The sequence below is a fragment of the Bradyrhizobium sp. Ec3.3 genome, assembly GCF_000472925.1.
Taxonomy (GTDB): Bacteria; Pseudomonadota; Alphaproteobacteria; order Rhizobiales; family Xanthobacteraceae; genus Bradyrhizobium.
The window spans coordinates 121,468-141,539 of the sequence record NZ_AXAS01000001.1 but is presented as its reverse complement, the minus strand read 5'-3'; the positions used below and the strand labels follow the sequence as shown (position 1 = coordinate 141,539).

20 protein-coding genes are annotated in these 20,072 nt (G+C 60.5%); 8 read left to right on the top strand and 12 right to left on the bottom strand.

Features of this window, described 5'->3' with window-relative positions:
* The first annotated feature begins 387 nt into the window (after positions 1-387).
* Entirely contained in the window at positions 388-627 is a 240-nt protein-coding gene (locus YUU_RS0100710; RefSeq protein WP_027520616.1) for a hypothetical protein, read from the top strand.
* A gap of 516 nt (positions 628-1,143) precedes the next feature.
* Here YUU_RS0100710 and YUU_RS49775 read toward each other — a convergent pair.
* From YUU_RS49775 to YUU_RS0100685, 5 genes are read right to left on the bottom strand one after another with little or no spacing between them, the layout of a single operon-like run.
* Positions 1,144-2,067, bottom strand: coding sequence for a hypothetical protein (locus tag YUU_RS49775; protein WP_084801298.1), 924 nt, complete (start codon positions 2,065-2,067; stop codon positions 1,144-1,146).
* A gap of 30 nt (positions 2,068-2,097) precedes the next feature.
* On the bottom strand, positions 2,098-2,832 hold the full coding sequence (locus YUU_RS0100700; protein ID WP_027520615.1) for an amino acid ABC transporter ATP-binding protein: 735 nt from the start codon (positions 2,830-2,832) through the stop codon (positions 2,098-2,100).
* Positions 2,816-3,463 (bottom strand): amino acid ABC transporter permease, encoded by a 648-nt coding sequence (locus YUU_RS0100695; RefSeq protein ID WP_027520614.1) that lies wholly within the window; start codon positions 3,461-3,463, stop codon positions 2,816-2,818. The genes YUU_RS0100700 and YUU_RS0100695 overlap by 17 nt, the downstream gene beginning before the upstream one ends.
* A 17-nt stretch (positions 3,464-3,480) precedes the next feature.
* A complete protein-coding gene (locus YUU_RS0100690; RefSeq protein WP_027520613.1) occupies positions 3,481-4,164 on the bottom strand; it encodes an amino acid ABC transporter permease in 684 nt (227 codons plus the stop codon).
* A 32-nt stretch (positions 4,165-4,196) separates the two neighbouring features.
* The gene (locus YUU_RS0100685) at positions 4,197-4,994 is read right to left on the bottom strand and encodes a transporter substrate-binding domain-containing protein (protein WP_027520612.1); all 798 of its coding nucleotides are present in this window, start codon (positions 4,992-4,994) and stop codon (positions 4,197-4,199) included.
* Positions 4,995-5,006: 12 nt separating this feature from the next.
* On the opposite strand from YUU_RS0100685, the gene YUU_RS0100680 reads away from it, so the two are divergent.
* Positions 5,007-5,267, top strand: coding sequence for a hypothetical protein (locus tag YUU_RS0100680; RefSeq protein WP_027520611.1), 261 nt, complete (start codon positions 5,007-5,009; stop codon positions 5,265-5,267).
* Positions 5,268-5,328: 61 nt separating this feature from the next.
* Here the strand turns inward: YUU_RS0100680 and YUU_RS0100675 are convergent, their stop codons facing one another.
* The 6 genes from YUU_RS0100675 to YUU_RS0100650 all read right to left on the bottom strand — a co-directional run bounded on the left by YUU_RS0100675 (position 5,329) and on the right by YUU_RS0100650 (position 11,310).
* Positions 5,329-6,126: a shikimate dehydrogenase gene (locus YUU_RS0100675; RefSeq protein WP_027520610.1), complete on the bottom strand. Its 798-nt coding sequence runs from the start codon at positions 6,124-6,126 to the stop codon at positions 5,329-5,331.
* 27 nt (positions 6,127-6,153) lie between these two features.
* Entirely contained in the window at positions 6,154-6,627 is a 474-nt protein-coding gene (locus YUU_RS0100670; protein ID WP_027520609.1) for a nuclear transport factor 2 family protein, read from the bottom strand.
* Positions 6,628-6,631: 4 nt separating this feature from the next.
* Complete coding sequence (locus YUU_RS0100665; RefSeq protein WP_027520608.1) at positions 6,632-7,363, bottom strand: dimethylmenaquinone methyltransferase; 732 nt, start codon at positions 7,361-7,363, stop codon at positions 6,632-6,634.
* A 160-nt stretch (positions 7,364-7,523) separates the two neighbouring features.
* Positions 7,524-8,639: a mandelate racemase/muconate lactonizing enzyme family protein gene (locus YUU_RS0100660; protein ID WP_027520607.1), complete on the bottom strand. Its 1,116-nt coding sequence runs from the start codon at positions 8,637-8,639 to the stop codon at positions 7,524-7,526.
* A gap of 8 nt (positions 8,640-8,647) precedes the next feature.
* Entirely contained in the window at positions 8,648-10,300 is a 1,653-nt protein-coding gene (locus tag YUU_RS49770) for an IclR family transcriptional regulator C-terminal domain-containing protein (protein WP_051389557.1), read from the bottom strand.
* A gap of 131 nt (positions 10,301-10,431) precedes the next feature.
* Entirely contained in the window at positions 10,432-11,310 is an 879-nt protein-coding gene (locus tag YUU_RS0100650) for a LysR family transcriptional regulator (protein WP_027520606.1), read from the bottom strand.
* A gap of 126 nt (positions 11,311-11,436) precedes the next feature.
* Here YUU_RS0100650 and YUU_RS0100645 point away from each other — a divergent pair, with 126 nt between their 5' ends.
* Positions 11,437-12,792, top strand: coding sequence for an MFS transporter (locus YUU_RS0100645; protein ID WP_027520605.1), 1,356 nt, complete (start codon positions 11,437-11,439; stop codon positions 12,790-12,792).
* A gap of 38 nt (positions 12,793-12,830) precedes the next feature.
* Complete coding sequence (locus tag YUU_RS0100640; RefSeq protein WP_245287915.1) at positions 12,831-14,027, top strand: mandelate racemase/muconate lactonizing enzyme family protein; 1,197 nt, start codon at positions 12,831-12,833, stop codon at positions 14,025-14,027.
* 114 nt (positions 14,028-14,141) lie between these two features.
* Here YUU_RS0100640 and YUU_RS55990 read toward each other — a convergent pair whose 3' ends face one another.
* Positions 14,142-14,336 carry a hypothetical protein gene (locus YUU_RS55990; RefSeq protein WP_371260464.1) on the bottom strand — a complete coding sequence of 65 codons (195 nt, stop codon included), beginning with the start codon at positions 14,334-14,336 and terminating at the stop codon, positions 14,142-14,144.
* Positions 14,337-14,879: 543 nt separating this feature from the next.
* Here YUU_RS55990 and YUU_RS0100630 point away from each other — a divergent pair.
* From YUU_RS0100630 to YUU_RS0100615, 4 genes are all read left to right on the top strand, one after another.
* Complete coding sequence (locus YUU_RS0100630) at positions 14,880-15,848, top strand: LysR family transcriptional regulator (RefSeq protein ID WP_156944024.1); 969 nt, start codon at positions 14,880-14,882, stop codon at positions 15,846-15,848.
* A gap of 66 nt (positions 15,849-15,914) precedes the next feature.
* Positions 15,915-17,990 carry a hydantoinase/oxoprolinase family protein gene (locus YUU_RS0100625; RefSeq protein WP_198031670.1) on the top strand — a complete coding sequence of 692 codons (2,076 nt, stop codon included), beginning with the start codon at positions 15,915-15,917 and terminating at the stop codon, positions 17,988-17,990.
* The gene (locus YUU_RS49765) at positions 17,987-19,663 is read left to right on the top strand and encodes a hydantoinase B/oxoprolinase family protein (protein ID WP_035660699.1); all 1,677 of its coding nucleotides are present in this window, start codon (positions 17,987-17,989) and stop codon (positions 19,661-19,663) included. Before YUU_RS0100625 ends, YUU_RS49765 begins: the two co-directional genes overlap by 4 nt.
* Positions 19,663-20,022 carry a DUF4286 family protein gene (locus YUU_RS0100615; RefSeq protein ID WP_027520601.1) on the top strand — a complete coding sequence of 120 codons (360 nt, stop codon included), beginning with the start codon at positions 19,663-19,665 and terminating at the stop codon, positions 20,020-20,022. Before YUU_RS49765 ends, YUU_RS0100615 begins: the two co-directional genes overlap by 1 nt.
* Positions 20,023-20,072: the final 50 nt, after the last annotated feature.

Below are 20,072 nucleotides of genomic sequence, written 5' to 3'. Positions count from 1 at the left end.
GATCAAGCTAAACGGCCCGACGCCGATTTGTCTTTCCCTGGTCGCGTGATGGCATTGTCGGTGACAAAAACCTTATTGTGGACGTAGCTCGAACGGTGGGTTTTGGTCGGGGGAAGCCGAAAATGTCTTATGCTTCCATGGGGATTGACTGACACTCTCTCCGCCACGTACTGTTGATTATATGGGGATATTTCGAATTCTTATTTTACGACCCCCGGTGCAACCCCGTCGCGGTGACTCAAATCGCATCCATGTATGGCCCGTACCGTGGGTCCGAAACTTGCGCCTTAGGACTGTCATTGTCGAAACGGATCTGTGTGGTTGTGACTAGGGCCTCTCAAGGCTGAAATAGGGGTTCGATTCCCCTAGGGAGCGCCACCAGATGCTATGCGCGACGGCCTGGACGCCTTGTGCGTCGACCATCGGGTTACCAAAACGGGCCTGCTGGCGATCCTGCGGGACCTGCTAAAGGATCTCGACGAACGCATCGCGTACGTCGCGGCTACTTCGCCAAGCGGGTACCGGTTTGCGACGCCGCCAGAAAAGTATAGCGCTCAGAAGAACCGGTCGGAGACGCCGGACAAGTTCTTCGGGTGTGTCTATGGGGAGCAGCCTAACTCAGGCTGATCTCTCGTTTTGCAATGTGCTTCACCTTTGGTGCTCGTGCCATGCGCGGAAGCTTGCCAGTCTCGTATCCGGGATGCGAGCTCGCCACAGCCTCTAGAGGGGATTGATTTTCTCCGATAACGAGTTGCTTGGTAGAGTGACGGCCTGCAGCGGGTAGTCGAACCGATTGCACTGCAGACCGGGCCGACCAATGACGTGTGATCTCAACAAGCTCGAGGCGGAGCGGTGGTGTAGCTCAAACGCGCCAACGCTCCGGCCTAATTTCAACATCGGTGTCAGATGGGGCGAATTGAAGTTACGACCTCTTCTGAGCTGCGATCCGTTCATCCCGGCGAGATCGGAGTGTGTTCCCTTTGCTTCTACTGAAAGCGCTCGCGCGCTATCTGACGACCGATTAGGCGAGCAAGCGTCCAGAGGGTCTGATCTCCGCGGATCGAAATGACGGCGTGTCGGCACGCTCGCGAGCGGGCGGATCTACACGATAATGCCAAGTGCGAGGACGGGAGCGATACCAGCTCAATCAAGGTGACATGCGTTTTCAGCCGCGCTAAGCGAGATGGTCATAGAACCACTCAGGCTCTCTCCTGGTTCGAGAACGAATGTTCCGGTGTCGGGCTGTCCATCGGCGGACAGATTGAATCCATCCGCGACGTGGCTCACAGGCTCTACACAAAGATGCTCTGCGCTTGCTGGTCGATGCAAGACGAAGTGCGAAAATATCGGATCCGCGCGCATCTCGATCCGATCGCCATTGGCGCGATCGATGACGCAGAGACCGCGCCATCCGCCGCGATAGAGCGTGACCTCACCAAGTGGTAGCGGACCAGCATTGGCCCGATCGCAGCGATCTCGCGGCAGTGCTGCAAGATAGTCCGTCCTCACCGGCCAATCGATCGGGGCGTCGAACGCGATGCGGTCCTCAGAGCCGTGCAGGAAGTAAGGATGCAGTCCGATTCCGCCCGGCATCGGCGATTGCCCATCATTCTGAAGGCTCAATGAGAAGAGGGCGCGGGTCGGTTCGAGCTCGATGTCCAGCGTCGCACTGAACGGCCACGGCCATTCGGCGCCTCCACTGTGGCTGTATCGCATCGTCACCCGAGATTGGATCTGCGCGACCGTCTCCCAGGCCATCCTGTGGGCATGTCCGTGCAATGTATGCGGGTGGGCGTCGGGATGCGGCAACAGGTCGTATCGCCTGCCCCGGAACAGAAGGGTCCCATCCTTGATGCGGTTGCTGTAGGGAACGAGTGGATAGATTCCGCCCTTGGGCCAGTGCAGTAGCTCGTTCGGCGCGACGCCGTCCGGAAACGGCCGCAACACGTCACGCGCGACATCGCCTCGCTCAGTTCGGCCCAGCCGCAGCGAAGTGACGCGACCGCCCGCCACTGCGGAGAAGCCTAGACGCGCCGCGCCGGCAATCAGGAGGGGTACCTTACTCATGGAGGATCCTTCAGTCGCTCGGCCGACGGCTCAGTGCTCCGCCGACTCCGAGACGAAGCTGGCCAGTTCGGGCGTCGCGGGGGTGCGAAGGATGTCCGAAGATCCCATTTCATGGACCTTGCCGTCCCGCATGTAGATCACCCGATCCGCTACCTTGCGGGCGAACGCCATCTCATGCGTGACCAGGATCATGGTCATCCCATCGGCGGCGAGCTGCTCCATGACGCGGAGCACCTCGCCGGTGAGTTGCGGATCGAGCGCCGAGGTGACCTCGTCGAACAGCATCAGCTTGGGCTCCATGGCGAGGCTGCGGGCAATTGCCACGCGCTGCTGCTGCCCGCCGGACAGCTGTTCGGGATAGTAATCCATCTTCTCGCGTAGCCCGACCTTTGAAATGACGGTATCAGCGATCTCGCGCGCTTCTTTGGCCTTGATGCCCTTCACCATGCGCGGCGCCAGCATGATGTTCTGGACGACGGTCAAATGCGGGAAGAGATTGTAGCTCTGGAAGACCATGCCGACGTCGCGGCGCAGCGATTTCAGGTCGACGTCGTCATCGTGAAGCTGGTGACCGCAGATCAGCATCGAGCCGCCCTGGATCGTCTCAAGGCGGTCCATGCAGCGCAGCGCCGTGCTCTTGCCTGAGCCGCTCTGGCCGATGATTGCGGCGACCTCGCCCCGGTTGACGTTGAAGGTGACGCCCCTGAGGACCTCGAGATTGCCAAAACTCTTGCGGACGTCCTTCAGTTCAACGATGGCCGACATTGAGTTTCCTTTCGAGAGCCCTGCTCTGGACCGACAGCGGATAGCAGATCGCGAAGTACATCAGCGCCGCGATCCCGAAATAGAGGAACGGCTGAAACGTCGCGTTGTTAATGATCTTGGCGTTGTAGGACAGCTCGGCGTAACCGACGACGAGCGAGGCGATTGAGGTGTTCTTCACAATCTGAACCATGAAGCCGACAGTCGGTGGGATGGCGATCCGCAGCGCCTGCGGCAGGATGACTGCGCGCATGCGCTGCCAGCGGGTGAAGCCGAGGCACTCGGCGGCCTCCCATTGCGGCTTCGCGACCGCCTGGATGCAGCCGCGCCAGATCTCACCGAGATAGGCGCTGGCATAGAGTGTGAGCGCGAAGGTGGCGGCCGCAAGTGGAGAGAAAGAATCGTAGCCGAAGATGCTAGGCCCGTAGAAGCACAGCCCCATCAGGACCAGAAGCGGCAGGCCTTGCGTGATTTCGATGTAGGCGGCGGCCGCGCGCGAGACCGCCGCGATCGGCGAGATGCGGGCGAGGGCGATGACGAAGCCGATCAGGCCGCCGAACAGGAAGGTCAGCAGGCTCAGGACGATGGTGCCCCAAAGTCCCTTGAGCAACGAGAGGATGAAAGCGCTGTTCATGGGCCAATTTCCAACGCTTAGAGAGAGGTTCCGAGCTTGCGGCGGCGTGGAAACATTGCGAGCCCGAGCAACGTAAATCCTGTGCGTACAAGCATGGCGAGCAGCAGGTAGATAATTCCAAGAACCACGAAGATTTCGAAGTTGCGAAATGTCTCGCTCTGTATCCGGTTCGACATTCCAAAGAGTTCCTCGACGCCGACGGACGAGACGATGCTGGAGGCCAGCATCAGGAGGACATATTGGCTCGACAGCGCGGGATAGACGCGCTCGAGCGCGGGCCGAATGACCACGTGCAGATAAGTTTGCGTGCGGGACAGGCCGAGGCACGTCGCCGCCTCGAGCTGGCCGCGATGGATGGATTCAATGCCCGCGCGGACGATCTCGGTCGTGTAGGCACCGATATTGACCGTCAGCGCGATGGTCGCGCCAACCAGGATCGGCAGCCGGATGCCGAGGCTCGCGATACCGAAGATCAGGAAGTAGGCCTGCACCAGCAGGGGCGTGTTGCGGATGAACTCGACATAGAGCGAGATGACGGCGCGTGCCCAGGATGAACCGCCGGTCCGGATCACGGCGCAAAAGGCGCCGATCAGGATGCCGAACACGGTAGAGAAGAAAGTGAGGCGGAGCGTCGTCCAGATGCCCTCGAGCAGGAGGGGCCAGTAGGCCAGCACGGCTCCGAAGTCGAATTGATATGTCATGGACCCTCGCTTGGCCACCGCCGAATGCGACATCACTGGGATGCGGCGGCGACCTCTTTGGGAAGATCGGTGCCCTGAAACTTCTTGAATATCTCCTGCAGCTTGCCGTTGACGACGTTCGTCTTGACCCAGCCGTCTACCCACTGCTTCAGCTCCGTGTCCTCCTTGCGCAGGCCGACGCCCATCAGCGCGGTACGAAGCGGCAGCTTCGGCTCGAGGTGCTTGTCCGGGCTCTTCTTGTTGATGAGATCGATCAGGGTCGGCACCTGGGCCACGAGATCGACCTGATTCGACACCACCGCGGTCATGGTCGTGGCCTCGTCCTCGAAGCGGATGATTTGGGCATCACGGGGCGCCGCTGCGGTCAGGTCGGCGTCATTGGTGGTCCCGCGCGTGACTGCAATGCGCTTGCCCGAAAGGTCGACGAAAGTTTTGATGTCCATGCTCTTTGGCGCGGCGACGTACGTTGTCGCGCCGGCGTAAGGAAGCGAGAATGCGATCAGCTTCTTACGTTCGTCGGTAATCGACAGGGCCGACATGATGACATCGGCTCTGTTGGAGAGCAGGAACGGAATGCGGTTGGCGCCGTTCGTCGCAACGATCTCCATCCTCGCACCGAGATCCGCTGCCAACAGCTTGGCGGCCTCGACTTCCGATCCCGTGGGATTCAGGTTCTCGTCCTTGAATGACCATGGCGGCACGCTGAGATCGATCGCGATCCGGATCGTGCCGGCTGATTTGATCTTCTCCAGCGTGTCGGCGGATGCCACCTGGCCCATCGCGACGAGCGAGACCATGGTGAACGCGAAGAGGCTTGCAAGACGTTTCATTCGTCCCTCCTGATGGAAATGATTGGTCAGAGCACCGGCGAATTTATTCCGCCGAGTCAGCAAGACAGCGGCGAAAGTGTATCGACGATCAACTTGAGCGAATTTTTCCAATTCGTCCTCCCGAAGCTCATCGGTTGTTTTGATTACTTGATCGAGACGTTATCTAGCGCCGGCTTCAAGGAGAAGCGCATCTTTCGCAGCTCAGAAATAGTCGTCTCACTTCGTGAGACTGTATGCGGTGGTCATGCAGTCGCGACGACCGACCGAAGATGACGGCCGCGCCTCCCGGCGCCGCACAGATTGCTGATGCCGCTTGCAAATAGTGGTCGGTCCCTCAGCGCTTGCCGAGCATGAACGCGAACAGCAGATCGATCTGGCCGTCCAGCATGTGAGTGCCGTCCCGCGTTGCGCAGCCGCATTTTGCGGCCTCAAGGAGCAATCTCGTCGGCACCGGATCGGTGATGACGTCGGCGACGACCATCCGCGATGTAAGTTCGCCCGGATTGACGGGAAGCGGATCACTGTCACGCAAGCCCGCCGAGGTCGCATTGACGACTATCTCGCAATCCGGTGGAACCGTGGTGCCAACGGCAACCCGGCCGCCGTATGCTGCGCTGAGTTTGGCGAGTAATGTGTTCTGGCTGTTGGCGTTGATGTCGTGGAATGTCAGGTGACGCGCGCCTTCCTCCAGCATGGAAACGCCAATCGATGATCCCGCGCCGCCGGCGCCGATCATGTATACGCCCTTGCCTCTGATGGTATGCCCGGCCTTCTTGAGCCCGGCGGTCAGGCCAGCGCCGTCGAAATTGTCTCCGAACCAGCGGCCATCTTCTTCGCGACGCATTGCATTGATGGCGCCGAGTACCCGCGCGCGCTCCGATAGACGATCGCAGTGAGCGATCGCTCCGAACTTGTGCGGCAGGGTAATGAGGATGCTGTCGATGTTCGGCATCGCCTTGAGCACAGGCAGCGCCCAATCGAGACTGCCTTTCTCGACCTGCAGGGGAACCAGAACGCCGTCATAGCCGGCCTCTCGCATCCGCTCGGTCAGCCAGCCCGGCGCGAGAACCTGGGCAATGGGCGAACCGATCAGCGCATGAACGCGCGTCTTTCCAGTGAGTGCAGGGGCCATGACGATGATCCGAGTTCCGTTCGCCGCTCAGGACAATTTCGGCGCCGGCGAGGGCGGCGTCATGGCATAACCTCTGGCCTCGTAATCGAACGCGTAGAGCTTGTTCACGGGCTCGGCCTTGTTGACGGGCGAGGCGTAGTAGGCACGGATTTCGGTGATGCGCGTGATGTCGTCATTGAAGACGTACCATTCGTCGCCGCGCAGGACCTCGCCGATGGCGGTCTTCCAGTGCGTCCATTCGATGACGGCTTCGCGCCCATTCTCGCTCGCAAGCACCTTCTCGATCGTCCAGCGCGACCCCAAGGTATTGACGCACCACACCCAGCCGTCTGCGATCGCCTCGGCACCTCGCCAGGGCGCGCCGGGCAGGCCCGGCGGGAAATAGTGGATGGCGTCGGCCGTGAAGCAATCGAGCAGCGCGCGATGATCGGCGTCGTTGCAGGCGTCGAAGTAACGCCGAATGAGAGCTTCGGCTTGCTGGGCCTTGGTCGGCGCGGTCATCGGCTCACTCCGCCGCCTGCTGACGTGCACGCCATTCGGCGTATTCCTTCAGCGTCACCTCGTTCGGCGGGTAGGTCCCCCACAGCGGCGCGCCTGCATCGATTTTCGTGAACAGGAATTTCTCGCGAAGCTCCTGTTCGTAGGAATCGTTCGCCAACTCGTCGGCGATCGTGCGCGGCACGACGACCACACCGTCGCTATCGCCGACAATGATGTCGCCGGGATAGACGGCGACATCGGCGCAGCCGATCGGCAACTGCATGTCGACGGCGCGATGATAGGCCGGGCGTGTCGATGCCGTGTTGGCCGTGCAGTAGGCGGGAAACGGCATTTTGGAGATTTCCGTTCCGTCGCGGAACGCACCGTCGGTGATCGCGGCTGCGACACCCTTGCGCATCATGCGTGTCATCAGCATGTTGCCCGCGGACGCCGCGCGTGGATCGTTGCGGCTGTCAATCATCAGAACCTGGCCCGCACCGATCGCTTCGACCGCCTCCCACTGCATGTTGTCCTCGCCGCGCTTCCGCAAATCAGCCAGATCCCAATCCTTGTCTTCGCGCGAGGGAATGAACCGAAGGGTGAAGGCTTCACCGGCAAACGATCCGGCATTCGGATTGAGCGGCTTCACGCCGACGAGGAACTGCTGGCGATAGTTGCGCTTGAAAAGCTGCGTGGTGAGCGTCGCGGTCGAACAGGCCTTCAGCTTGTCCAGGACTTGGTTTGAAATCGGGGCCATTGTGGTCTCTCTCCAGAGTGATCGGCGATCGAATGACGGAGTGTGCCTTCACGCAAAGCGTCGCGCCCAGCGCTCCTTGACTGAGGGCACCATAGCTCCGGTTGACGCGGAGGAAAGGTCTGCCGGCTGCCGCGGTGACACGGCGTCTCATATCGTGAGATCACGTCCAAACTGCATAGCACTCGATGATATCGAGATTGGCTTCAAAACCGATTCCACTGTTGTTCGATGCCGTGATGAAACCTTCGATCGGCTCTGGAGTCGCGGCGAGCCACGCCGCTGGTTCGACGAACAGGAATTCAACCAGCGTTTCCTTGGGCATCAAAGGCAGCATTGCCAATGTCGCAAAATATCCCGGCCCGAAATACGGGGTGTGTGGCATTGGGATTTTTCCCGCCCCCTTGCAGGCCGCCAGGACCTTGAGAAACTCAGATACTCCGCCGACCTTCGTCATGCTCGGCTGCGGGTAGGTGACATTGCTGATGATGCGGTTGAAATCGAAGGCGGTGCAGGCGTTCTCGCCGGTTCCGACCCGTACACCAGCCGCCTCGATCTCAGCCATGGCCTGATAATCGTCGGGTGGAAACACCGGCTCTTCTACCCAGAGCAGGTCACAGCTCCTGAAGGTGTCCCGCAGCGCCAACGTCTCCTCCACTGACCAGGCGCAATTGGCGTCCACCATCAGCGGGATGCCGGGCCCGATCGCCTCGCGGGCGCGCGTGATGACATCGGGTGCGATCTCATGCAGCTTGATATGACGGTAGCCAAGCCCAATCGCACGCTCGCACTGCCGGGTGACCAGGTCCTTCTCACCGTATCGGACGAGACTTGCATAAGCGTGGTGCGACGTTGGAGCCTCAGCTCCAAGCAAGCGCCAGAGCGGCAGGCCATGGCGCTTCGCCTTCAAGTCCCACAGCGCGATGTCGACGCCGGACAGCGCGAACAGCGTGATACCGTAGCGGCCGAACAGATGCAGTTTGCGCTGCACGTCGAAGTTCCATGCAGGGATGTCGTCAATGCTCGCCATCGTGACGAAGGGTGCGATCATGTGGTCGACCGCAGCCTTCACCGCCTCCAGGCAGAAGTAAGCGAAGGCATCGCCCCAGCCGACGTTTCCTGCCTCGTCTTCGAGGCGGATGAGCACTATGTCCAGCATGTGCCAGCGAGAGGGCGTGCCGCCCGTGCCAGGTCCACCGTCGGCAAACGGAATCCGGACCGGAAAGGTTTGCAGCGAGACGATTTTCGGCACGGCGATGCTGTTGCGGTCGACGGTCATGAATTTTCCTAGGCGTTGGCGATCGGCTCGGCGAGGCCGCGCTCGCCGACGTCAATCGACAGGAGGTGGCCGGACAAGGGAGCCTTGGTGAGACTTTCCCGGGAGAGACCGGTTCGCGCGCTGGTTACAAAAAGCTCAGACAAGGACGCCCCGCCGAAGGTGATACCGGTCGGGTTTGGCACCGGCAGCGCAACCGTTCGCTCGATTTCTCCGCTGTCATTGAGCTTGATGACGCTCCAGCCATCGGATAGGCCGATCCATGGATTGAAGCCTTCGTCGACGGCGAGGGCGCACGGCGCGCCGGCGACTTTGGGGATGTCGGCGAACTTGCGCCGTCGGCCGGTCTTGCGTTCCAGGGAGTAGACGCATTGCCGTCGTGGCTGTGTGGCGAACAGCGTTGCATCGCTAGCGAAGGCGAGGTCGGCTACCTCGCCCTGTAGTTCGAACGCGGGCTTGACGCCTGACTGTTTTTGCCAAGGCCCGATCTTGGAAAGGTTGGCCTCCGCGTCGAACGCTGCGGCCCAAATCTCACGATCCGGAGAGACGCGAAGGACTTTGAGCGAGATGCCCGGCGTTCCCGTGATGCGCACCTGCCGACCTGAAAGGTCGTCGATGACCACGTCATTGCCGACGGCAAAGGCGACGCCATTTTCGACGAGGCAAATCGAGTTGATACTTTCGGACAGATCCTGCAGCGAGATCATGTAAGGGCGCTCGCCGTCCGCCCTGATGGCGGGCGCCAGAAGGTCGGCCCACACCAATGTCCGGGTCCGCAAATCCCAGTGCGGGGCCGATCCGATGAAGGCGGCGTCCTTGGTCCAGACCTTGTAACCATCGGGTGCATGCCTGGCGCTCTTGATCGCGGGTGCAAGCAGGTCCGAGATTCGCTTGGCGACCTCGACGAGCTCTTGTCCCAATTGCTCGGCGCGCTGAGCGGTGATGCGGAAGGTCGGACCGGCCACACTGATGGCTGCCAAAGGCTTTCCGCCGGGGTCAAGAATTGCCGTTCCGACGCAGCGGGTGCCGAGGATGATCTCCTCGTCGTCGATGGCATAGCCGCGCGCGCGTACGACCGCGAGATGAGCGCGCAATTGCTCGGGATCGCAGATGGTATTGTCGGTAAATTTCGCGAGTTCGGTGCGCAGCGCGAACTCAAGCTGGGTGTCAGAGAGATGAGCCAGAATCGACTTGCCCTGGCTCGTGCAGTGCATCGGCTTCAGTGCCCCGAGCCTTGCATTGGATCGCTCGGAATGGACGCTTTCGAAACGGCCGAGCGACAGTACATGACAACCCTCTTGCACCGCGAGGTAGGCGGTCTCACCCGTCAGGTCGCGTAGTCGCCGCAGTTCGACGGAGGCGATCGATGCCAGGTCCGAGGACGACCAGGCGTTCTGCGCCAAATCGAGGAAGTTGAAGCCGAGCGTATAGTTCTGCGTTCGGGGATCGGCGCGGATCAGCCCGCGCGAGATCAACGCAGCCAGGATGCGGTAAAGCGTTGCACGTGGAATGCCGGTCTGCTCGGCCAGGGTCGCTTGATCCAGCGAGCCCGGCGATCTGCCGATCAATTCGAGGACGTCGCAGGCCTTGCCCAGCAGCGCCGTTCCGGCGACGCTTTTGGGATGGATCAAGTCCGGTGACCAATCGATCTCGCGTTCAGGCATGGCTCGATTCTAGTTTCAATGGATGAGACGATCCAGACTGCTGCGCTGCACCCACGCGCCTCAAGTGCCTGAAGTGCCCACATCATGAGACTTGGCTGCGGCGTGGGCGATCATGTCTCCGCACCCCGACCTCAAGTCCGAAAGCTCAGTTCGCGCAGCCGTGTCAGAAAGGGATTCTTGTTGTCGCTGCGCCAGATGGCATGCAACTCCGCGAAGACCGATGGGCCGAGCCGAATCGGCCGGAACACAACGTTGTCGAAGCAGGCATTGCGGGTCTCGCCGGGAACAATCGCCAAGCCAAGACCCGTGCTGACCAGCGCGAGAATGGCCTGGGCCTGGCTCATCGATTGGACGAAGTTCGGCCGAATTCCGGCGGCGGCAAACGCCAAGGTCAGCAGCGCATTCATATAGGGCCCTGCCTTCGAATACATGATGAAGGGTTGGCCATCGACCTGGGCAAGCTCGGGACGGCGACGCACCGCCAGCGGATGATCCAGCGGCAAAGCGAGCGCCAAGTCCTCGCGAAAGACGCAGGCGCTCCTGATCGGGTTGGCCGTCTGCAGTGGCCGCACCAGACCGAAATCGATCTGACCGGACTTCAGTGCCTCGAGCTGCTCGCGTGAGGTGAGTTCGACGAAGTCAGTCTCGACATGCGGCAGCTCGGCGTGGAGGCGGGAGGCCAGCCAAGGCAGATATCCGTAAGTGGTGGCGCCGACGAAGCCGATCCTGAGTGAGCCGCCGGTGCGGACGGCGGCTTCTCGCGCAGCTTTGATCGCATTCTCCCGCTGCTGAAGCAGCGTACGGGCTTCAATCAGGAAGGCACGACCGGCCGCAGTCAGTTCGACCAGGCGGCTTGTTCGTTCGAGCAGCGTCACATCGAGCTGCTGCTCGAGCAACTGGATGTGTCGGCTCAGCGGCGGCTGCGTCATGTTCAGACGCTTGGCCGCGCGTCCGAAATGCAGCTCATCAGCCACCGCCACGAAGGCGCGGATTTGGGCGAACTCGATCATTGATACTCATTAGGTATTAATCTGATCTAAAATTGAACTTAGACGTGAATTGATCCGCCGTCTAGGTTCGCGCTCGCGATCGACGCGAGATCGATCCAAAAAACTTCGACGGGAGGAGGATCAAGCATGCCGGGGATTCGGTTCAGGCAAATTCAATATCGTTTCGTGATCTTGGCGCTCATCACGATGCTTCTGGCGTTAAGCAGCGGCGACCGTGCGACCTTGTCGATCGCAGGTCCCAACATGTCTAAGGACCTGGGTATCAGCCCGGTCGAACTCGGCTGGATGTTCTCTGCATTCGCCTGGGCCTATGTGCTGGCTCACATTCCCGCAGGCTGGATCACCGACAAGCTCGGCGCGAAAGTCACGATCCTAGTCGGATTGACGCTCTGGTCGATCGTTACCTTCCTGATGAGCGGCGTGGGGTGGCTGGCCTATCCGTTTCTGGCGATGCTGGCGCTGCGCTTCCTGCTCGGCGTCTTTGAGTCTCCAGTTGGCCCGGTGGCCGGCCGCATCATCGCCGCCTGGTTTCCGTCGAGCGAACGCGGCATCGCGGGCGCGATCTTCAACAGTGCCCAGTATGTATCGCTCGTGATCTTCACGCCGCTGATGGGCTTTCTTGACCATCGCTTCGGGTGGGAGCACATCTTCACCGTCATGGGCGTGCTGGGCCTTGCATTCGCGGCCCTCTGGTTCATCACCTACTTTCCACCGGCAGTTCATCCCAAGGTCAGCCCCGTCGAACTGGATTACATCCGGGCCGGTGGCGCACTTGTCGATTTGGGATCGACGCCAGCGAACGCCGCCGAAAATGCCGGACCGAAATGGTCTGACCTCGCCGAGATTTTCCGCAGCCGAATGCTCGTCGGCATCTTTCTCGCGCAATACGGCATCAGCTCGATCACCTGGTTCTTTGTGTCGTGGTTTCCGAGCTATCTCGTCAAGGCGCGCGGCTTTTCCGTGCTGGACGCCAGCCTGATCGCAACCATCCCGGCGATCGCGGGCTTCATCGGCGGCGTGGCGACAGGCTTTTTCTCGGACTGGCTGTTGAAGCGGAGCGGATCGCTCGGCGTTGCGCGAAAAACCCCGATCACGATCGGTCTGTTGATGACGATGCTGATCATCGGCTGCAACTACACCGACTCGACTGCCCTGATCCTGGCTCTGATGAGCGCAGCCTTCTTCGGAAAGGGATTTGGCTCGCTGGGCTGGACCGTCGTTGCCGATACCGCGCCGAAGGAAGTGGTTGGACTGACCGGCGGCGTGTTCAACGCGATCGGCAATACGGCCGGCATCGTGACGCCCGTTGCGATCGGGTACATCCTGGCCGCGACCGGATCGTTCAACGGCGCGCTGCTCTATGTGGGCCTGCACGGCCTGCTCGCGATCGTCAGCTATTGGGTCGTCGTCGGCCCCATCAAGCGCATGGTCATTCGGGAGAGCGCAGCGCTGCCTGGCGGCGCTCCTGTTCCGGCTGAATAGAAAATCCCCTCAAAGCACCTCTCAAGGAGAAAGCAGAGATGAACTTCATGCAAAACGCGCCGCGGATCATTGCCAACCCGCTAGCGGCAGGGTTGGCGCCGGGCGAGGCCACGACCGACCGGATCGCTTGGGTCAAGCTGTCGCTGGTGATTCTGCCGCTGGCAGCGCCGATCAGCGACGCCAAGGTGCTCACGGGGCGGCAGAAGCCGCTGACCGAGATCGCATTCCTGTTCGCCGAGATCGAGACCGAGCAGGGTCACAGTGGCATCGGCTACAGCTATTCCAAGCGCGCCGGAGGTCTCGGTCAATTCGTTCACGCCAAGGAGATTGCCGGCGAACTCGTCGGCGAGGATCCGAACGATATCGCGCGCATCTGGGACAAGCTCGTTTGGGCCGGCGCGTCGGTCGGCCGTAGCGGCCTCTCCACGCAGGCGATCGCGGCGTTCGACATCGCGCTGTGGGACCTCAAGGCCAAGCGGGCAAAACTCCCGCTCGCCAAGCTGCTCGGCGCGCATCGCGATTCCGTGCGTTGTTATAACACGTCGGGCGGCTATCTCTCCATGCCCATCGAAGAGGTCAAGGAGCGCGTCTCGATGGCGCTCGACAAGGGCATCGGGGCGATCAAGCTGAAGGTCGGTCAGCCCGATCCCATGATCGATCTCCAGCGCATCGAAGCCGTACGCAAGCACATCGGCGACGTGCCGCTGGCCATCGATGCCAATCAGCAATGGGACCGCACCACCGCGCTACGCTTTGGGCGCATTGCCGAACAGTACAGCCTAACCTGGATCGAGGAGCCGCTCGACGCCTACGATTACGAAGGACATGCCGCACTTGCCACGGAGTTGGCGACGCCGATCGCCACGGGCGAGATGCTGACCAGCGTTGACGAGCACTATGAGCTGATCAGGCACAATTCGGTCGATTTCATCCAGCCTGATGCGCCGCGGGTCGGCGGCATCACGCCGTTTCTCAAGATTCTTGCGCTCGCCGATCACAAGAAGCTGCAGCTCGCGCCGCACTACTGTATGGAGATTCATCTTCATCTCACGGCTGCTTACGGCCGTGAGCCCTGGGTCGAGCATTTCGAGTGGTCGGAGGCGATGTTCAACGAAACGCTGGAGGTTCGTAACGGCCGTATGATCGTGCCGAACCGTCCCGGCCTCGGCTTCAGCCTGTCGGAGCAGGCCCGGGCGTGGGTGCGAAATACTCACGAGGTTGGTAAGAGACCATAACGACCGAGGATGTTTGGCTCGGGAAACCGAGCCAGAATCCGGGCCGACTTACCCAGAGATGTACAGCAGCCGTTGGCGATCAGTCTCGCTTTCGTCATCGTTGCAAATCCGCAACTAAACTCCCTTGTCATTGGGATTTGCGACTGCGTCTTTTAGCGGCTGCGTCATCGGAAAATTCAAGTTGACGTTCTTGGGCGGTATCGAACTCATGAACCATTTTGCATAGAGCTTCTGAAACTGATCGTCTTTCATCATGGCGGTCAGTGTCTTGTCGACCAACGTTTTGAATTCCAGATCGTCCTTGCGGATAATGAGGCCATAGGGTTCGGTTCAAGCGAGTTTGACAGATCGAAGAAGCCATGGAGCTGCGGCCCGCTGATGCGGAAATCCTGGATCGACCCGTGCCGCGTCGGCCGGACGCTGGCGTCGCAGAAGTCGACTTCAACAGGATGGATGACTTACAAGTAAGTTGAAGCAATCGGCTCCCGCGTCAGGCTGCGCTCGTGCGTCATTTTGTGGCTCTCCGATCAGGTCAGGTTTTACGGTGTTGCGGTGAAAAGTGTATCGGGAGCGGCCACCGGCAGAAGACTGTTGAGCAGCAATGGTCGGCAAACCTCTCGCTCCTGCGGCAGCAGGCTATTGGCATAAGTTTTGCTTTCGGATCGAAAGTTGTTTCGGCAAGTCTGGTCAAATAGTGTTGGATGATGGAAATTGAGTTACCTCGTGCGATAGAATACCCGCAGCGTCGGAAAGAGAGCGTCCGGTGATCAACCGAACTCGCTGCTGCGATCATACTTTTAAGTTTTGTGCAGTCACGGCGAGAAGTTCGCTGTACCTCTCGCGATAATCCGCATGGATCTTCGCCAACTTCGATATTTTGTTTTCGTTGCAGATCTTCACAGTATCGCACGGGCATCTGCTCACCTGGGTGTGGCCGGCCCAGCACTCAGTCGGTCCATCAGCGCTCTCGAGGAAGAGCTGCAAACTGCGCTCTTCGAGCGGGACGGTCGCGGCATGCAGATGACGCCCGCCGGCGTCCTTCTGCACCGCAGCGCGTCGCAAATCCTTCGGGATGTCGAGCTTGTCCGCCAGGAGGTGATGGCCGAGGGTAAGCACCTCACGGGGGACGTCATCATCGGCGCGACGCCGTCTGTCATTGCGATGGCCGGCGCGGAACTCGTCAATAGATGTCGGGAGCGATTGCCGCGCGTCCGCCCTCGTCTGCTCGAGGGGTACAGCGGATATCTTCAGAACTGGGTCCTCACGGGCTCGGTCGACATTGCGATCGTGAATGGGCTTCAGCCAGACAGTCCGAGGCTCGTCAGCGAGTGTTTGGCTGTGGAACGGCTGTTCGCCATCGGACCTGCCGGTAAATTTGAAAACCCGCCCAGTATTGCGCTCGCCGAACTGCTCCAAAGCCCGCTCCTGCTTCCGTCAGCGCAAAATCCGGTTCGGGGGCTTCTCGACGCCGGCGCTGCGAACCTTGGATTGAGTGTCTCGACAGTGTTGGAGATCGACTCGGTCACGCTGCTCAAGGATTTGGTCCACCAAGGTCTCGCTCCAGCCGTGCTTCCTTTCGGCGCGATCAAACATGAACTGAGGACGGGAGCGTTGAGCGCCTGTCCGATCGTCGATCCCGAAATCAGAAGCGATCTCAATCTCATATATCTAGCCGATCGGCCCCCGACCCGTGTGGCCGCGCAGGTGATCGAACTCCTTCTCGAAACCCTACGGCGGATCGTGTCGGACGAACCACGGCATGGCTTCATTGAGGTCCGTGACCGCAAAAACATTCGACGCAAGGCCAATACCGAGCCTTAAAGCTGAATTGCCCAAACGGTAATTCGATCGTCACTGCATTGTCGCTAATCCTACCAAATCCTGAATTTGGAGGAGCGGATGCGTTTAGGCGCCGATATTGGGGGAACATTCACAGATATCGTCCTCGTCGACGACACGACCGGGCTGTTTCGCCTGGGTAAGGTTTTGACGACGCCAGATCAACCCGATAACGGCGTCATCAATGGTATCAAGCAAGTTATCAATGGTGACGCAGGCGATGTATCGCATGTTGTCCACGGAACGACACTCTTCACCAATGCCCTGATCGAGCGGAAGGGAGCGCTCACCGCTCTCGTCACGACCCGCGGCTTCCGCGACGCTGTCGAAATCGCCCGCGAGCATCGCTACGACATGTACGACCTCCGGCTGCGCCGCCCCGCGCCGATCGCGCGTCGTCGCCACCGGTTCGAAATCTCCGAGCGCATTCTGTCGGATGGGACTATTCGCCAAGTGCCGGACGTGGAAGAGATCGAGCGCCTCGCCGAGGAAATGCGTGGCATTGGAATTGAGGCGGTCGCGGTCAGCCTCATCAATGCCTATGTCCGTCCCGATCACGAGCGTATCGTTGGCCGGATCCTGCGGGAGAAGTTGTCGGGAGTCGCGATCACGCTTTCAAGCGACATCTCTCCCGAGATCAAGGAATTTGAACGCTCCACGACGGCTCTCTGCAACGTCTATGTGAAGAGTATCGCCGAGAAATATCTCACGCGCCTTGAAAAGCGTACGCGCGACGAACTGAGCGAAGCGTCGGGTCTCTACGTCATGCAGTCGAATGGCGGCCTGCTCACCGCCGGCCAAGCCATCGAGGCGCCGATCCGTCTCGTTGAATCAGGTCCGGCAGCCGGCGCGCTAGCGGCGGCACATTATGCCAAGTCGCTTGGGCTATCCGACGTTCTCTCCTTCGATATGGGTGGCACGACCGCCAAGGCCTGCCTGATCGTAAACGGCGAACCTTTGCTGGCACCGGAATTCGAAGTTGACCGCCAATATCAGTTCAAGAAGGGAAGCGGTCTTCCGGTCAAGGTGCCCGTCATCGAGATGATCGAGATCGGCACCGGCGGTGGGTCCATTGCGCAGATCGATGCGCTGGGTCGCCTCAAGGTCGGACCTCACAGTGCGGGCTCCGTGCCCGGGCCTGCCTGCTACGGAGCGGGTGGGCAAAAGCCCACCGTCACAGATGCGGATTTGCTGCTCGGCTATCTCAACGCAGGCTTCTTCCTCGGTGGCGACATGAAGCTCGACAGTGCCGCCGCAGAACATGCAATCACGAAACAGGTGGGCGAGCCGCTCAATCTCGACGCCATCGCGGCGGCCTGGGGTATTCACCAGCTCGCGAACGAAGCGATGGCCTCGGCTGCGCGCATCCACGCGATCGAGCGTGGTCGCATGATTTCCCAGTTTCCGATGTTTGCCTTCGGTGGCGCGGGACCGGTTCATGCCTATGGCGTCGCTCGCGTGCTGAAGCTGCCCAAGATCATCTATCCGTTTGGGGCGGGCGTTATGTCGGCGGTTGGCTTCCTCACGGCCCCGCTGGCGTTTGATTTCGTCCGGTCGAGCCCCGCGCGGCTCGAGCAAATGGACTGGGATGCAGTCAACCAGTCCCTGACCGAAATGGAAGACGAGGGCCGCAGCCGCCTTGCTCATTCGATGGGTGACCAGGAGGTCTCATTCCGCCGTTGGGCCGACATGCGTTATCGCAAGCAAGGCTTCGACATTCGCGTTCCGATCCCTGCCGGCAAACTCGGGCCGGACAGCATCGCAGAGATCACTGCATCGTTCGAGCGGGTCTATGCCGAGCTCTACGGACATACCGTACCCAACACTCCGATCGACGTGATGTCCTGGCGCGTAGTGGCATCTGGGCCTAAACCTGACTTCAAGCTGCCGGTCAATACGTCGAAATCGGATAATCCTCGCAAGGGCTCCAGGAAGATCTACGTGCCCGACGCGGGTCTCATCGATGTGCCGGTCTACGACCGTTACCGGCTCGGAGCCGACGATCGCCTGCAGGGCCCAGCGATCATCGAAGAACGTGAATCGACCGTCGTCATCAATGGTCCCGGCGAAATCAGTATCGATCAGAACCGCAATCTCATTGTTGATCTCGAGGTATCCCGATGAGCGCCAAGGAACTGGATCCTATTACGCTCGATATCATGTGGGGGCGGCTCATTGCCGCCGTGAACGAGCAGGCGGCGGCCCTGATGCGTTCTTCCTTTACGTCCATCGTGCGCGACGCGGAGGATCTTTCTGCCTGCGTGTTCGATCGTCGCGGTCGAATGATCGCCCAATCTGTCACGGGCTCGCCGGGGCACATCAATTCGATGGCCACGGGCATGGAGCACATCCTGAAGACGTTCCCGGTCGATACACTCAAACCGGGCGACGTCATCATCACCAATGATCCCTGGATCACGGTCTCCCAGCTCCACGACATCACGATCGCAACGCCCGTGTTTCACAACGGACGGGTCGTGGCGCTCTTTGCGAACTGCTGCCACGCGCTCGATATCGGTGGCAGGGGGCTGTCGTGTGATGCCCGCTCTGTCTACGAAGAGGGGCTCTTCATTCCGATCATGAAACTGCATTCGCAAGGCGAGCCGGTCGAAGCCGTTTACCGGTTGATTGCCGCCAATGTGCGGACACCGGATGAGGTGATTGGCGACATCCATGCGCAGATCACCGCGAACGAAGTCGGCGCGAAGCAGCTCAAGTCTTTCCTTGAGGAGTTCGATCTCGCGGATATCGAAGCGGTCGCCGATGCTATCGTCGCGCGCACCGAGCGGGCGATGAGGGCCGCCATTGCGGCGCTGCCCAACGGCTCCCATCCCTTCAAGATCACGATCGATGGGTTTGACAAACCGATCGAGATCCATAGCAGGGTCACCATCAAGGACGACGAGGTGATCGTCGACTATGAAGGGTCCTCGTCGACGGTGGATCTCGGCATCAACGTCGGTTTCAACTATACTGTTGCTTACACCACCTATGGCGTGAAGTGCGCGATTGCGCCTGATGTGCCCAATAACGCCGGTTCGTTCACCCCGATACGCACGATCGCCGCCGTCGGATCGATCCTGAACGCTCAGCACCCTGCGCCTGTTGCCGGCCGTCATACGGTCGGTCACTTCCTCCCGTCCGCCATCATGGGCGCGTTGTCGGGAATCCTGCCGGACAAGGTGATGGCGCCCGGGGCCGACAGCCTCTGGAATACGCATATCAGCGGGTTCGACAAGCGTGACAACCGGTTCTTCTCGTACACCTGGTTCTCGACCGGCGGTACCGGCGCGCTCAAGGGGCTCGATGGACTTTCAGCAACGTCCTATCCGAGCGGCGTTGCGGGTGTGCCGGTCGAAATCATCGAGGCTCTGACCCCTCTGGTCGTGCGGCAAAGGGCGCTTCGACCCGACTCCGGCGGCGCCGGCGAACATCGCGGCGGCTTGGGCCAGATCATGGAAATCGAGGTGCTGACCGAGAAGCCCTATCTGTTCTCGGGCATGTACGATCGCTGCAAGTATCCTGCGCCGGGACTCTACGAAGGCAAGTCAGGAGCGACCGGTTCGATCACGAGCTCGAACGGTGAGGAAGTTGTTCCGAAACTCAGCCGAATGCTGCCGCCCGATACGGTGGTGACCCTCTCGCTGCCGGGCGGCGGCGGGTTCGGCGATGTCAAACATCGCAGCCGTGAGGCAATCGCCGATGACGTGCTTGATGGTTACGTCACGCCGGAAGCGGCGCAACGCGACTACGGCTTTGAACACACCCTCCCTCAAAAGCAGCGTCGGAGTGCCTAATGCCCATCCAATCCCGCTTTGTCCTGATTGCTTCAATGGACGTTGATCCCGCGCACGAAGATCTTTTCAACGAGGTCTACGACGGGGAGCATGTCCCGCATCTCCTAAAGGTGCCAGGCGTTCACAGCGTTACGCGCGTCAAGGGTGTGCCCTTCGCGTTCGCCATCGCCAACGGTATCAAGGACATGCCGGCGCCCGAGCCGGTCTACACGGCCATTTATGAGATCGACCATCCCGACGTCCTCAAGAGCGCCGAATGGGCAAAGGCCGTCGAGGCGGGTCGATGGGCGAGCGAGGTGCGGCCAAACACGCGGAACAGGCACCACGCGGTCTATGAGAGGCAATCAACCAGCCCGTAAAGGACGCGCCAAAGGTAATCAACGTCGTGATGCTGCCGGGGTGTCAATGA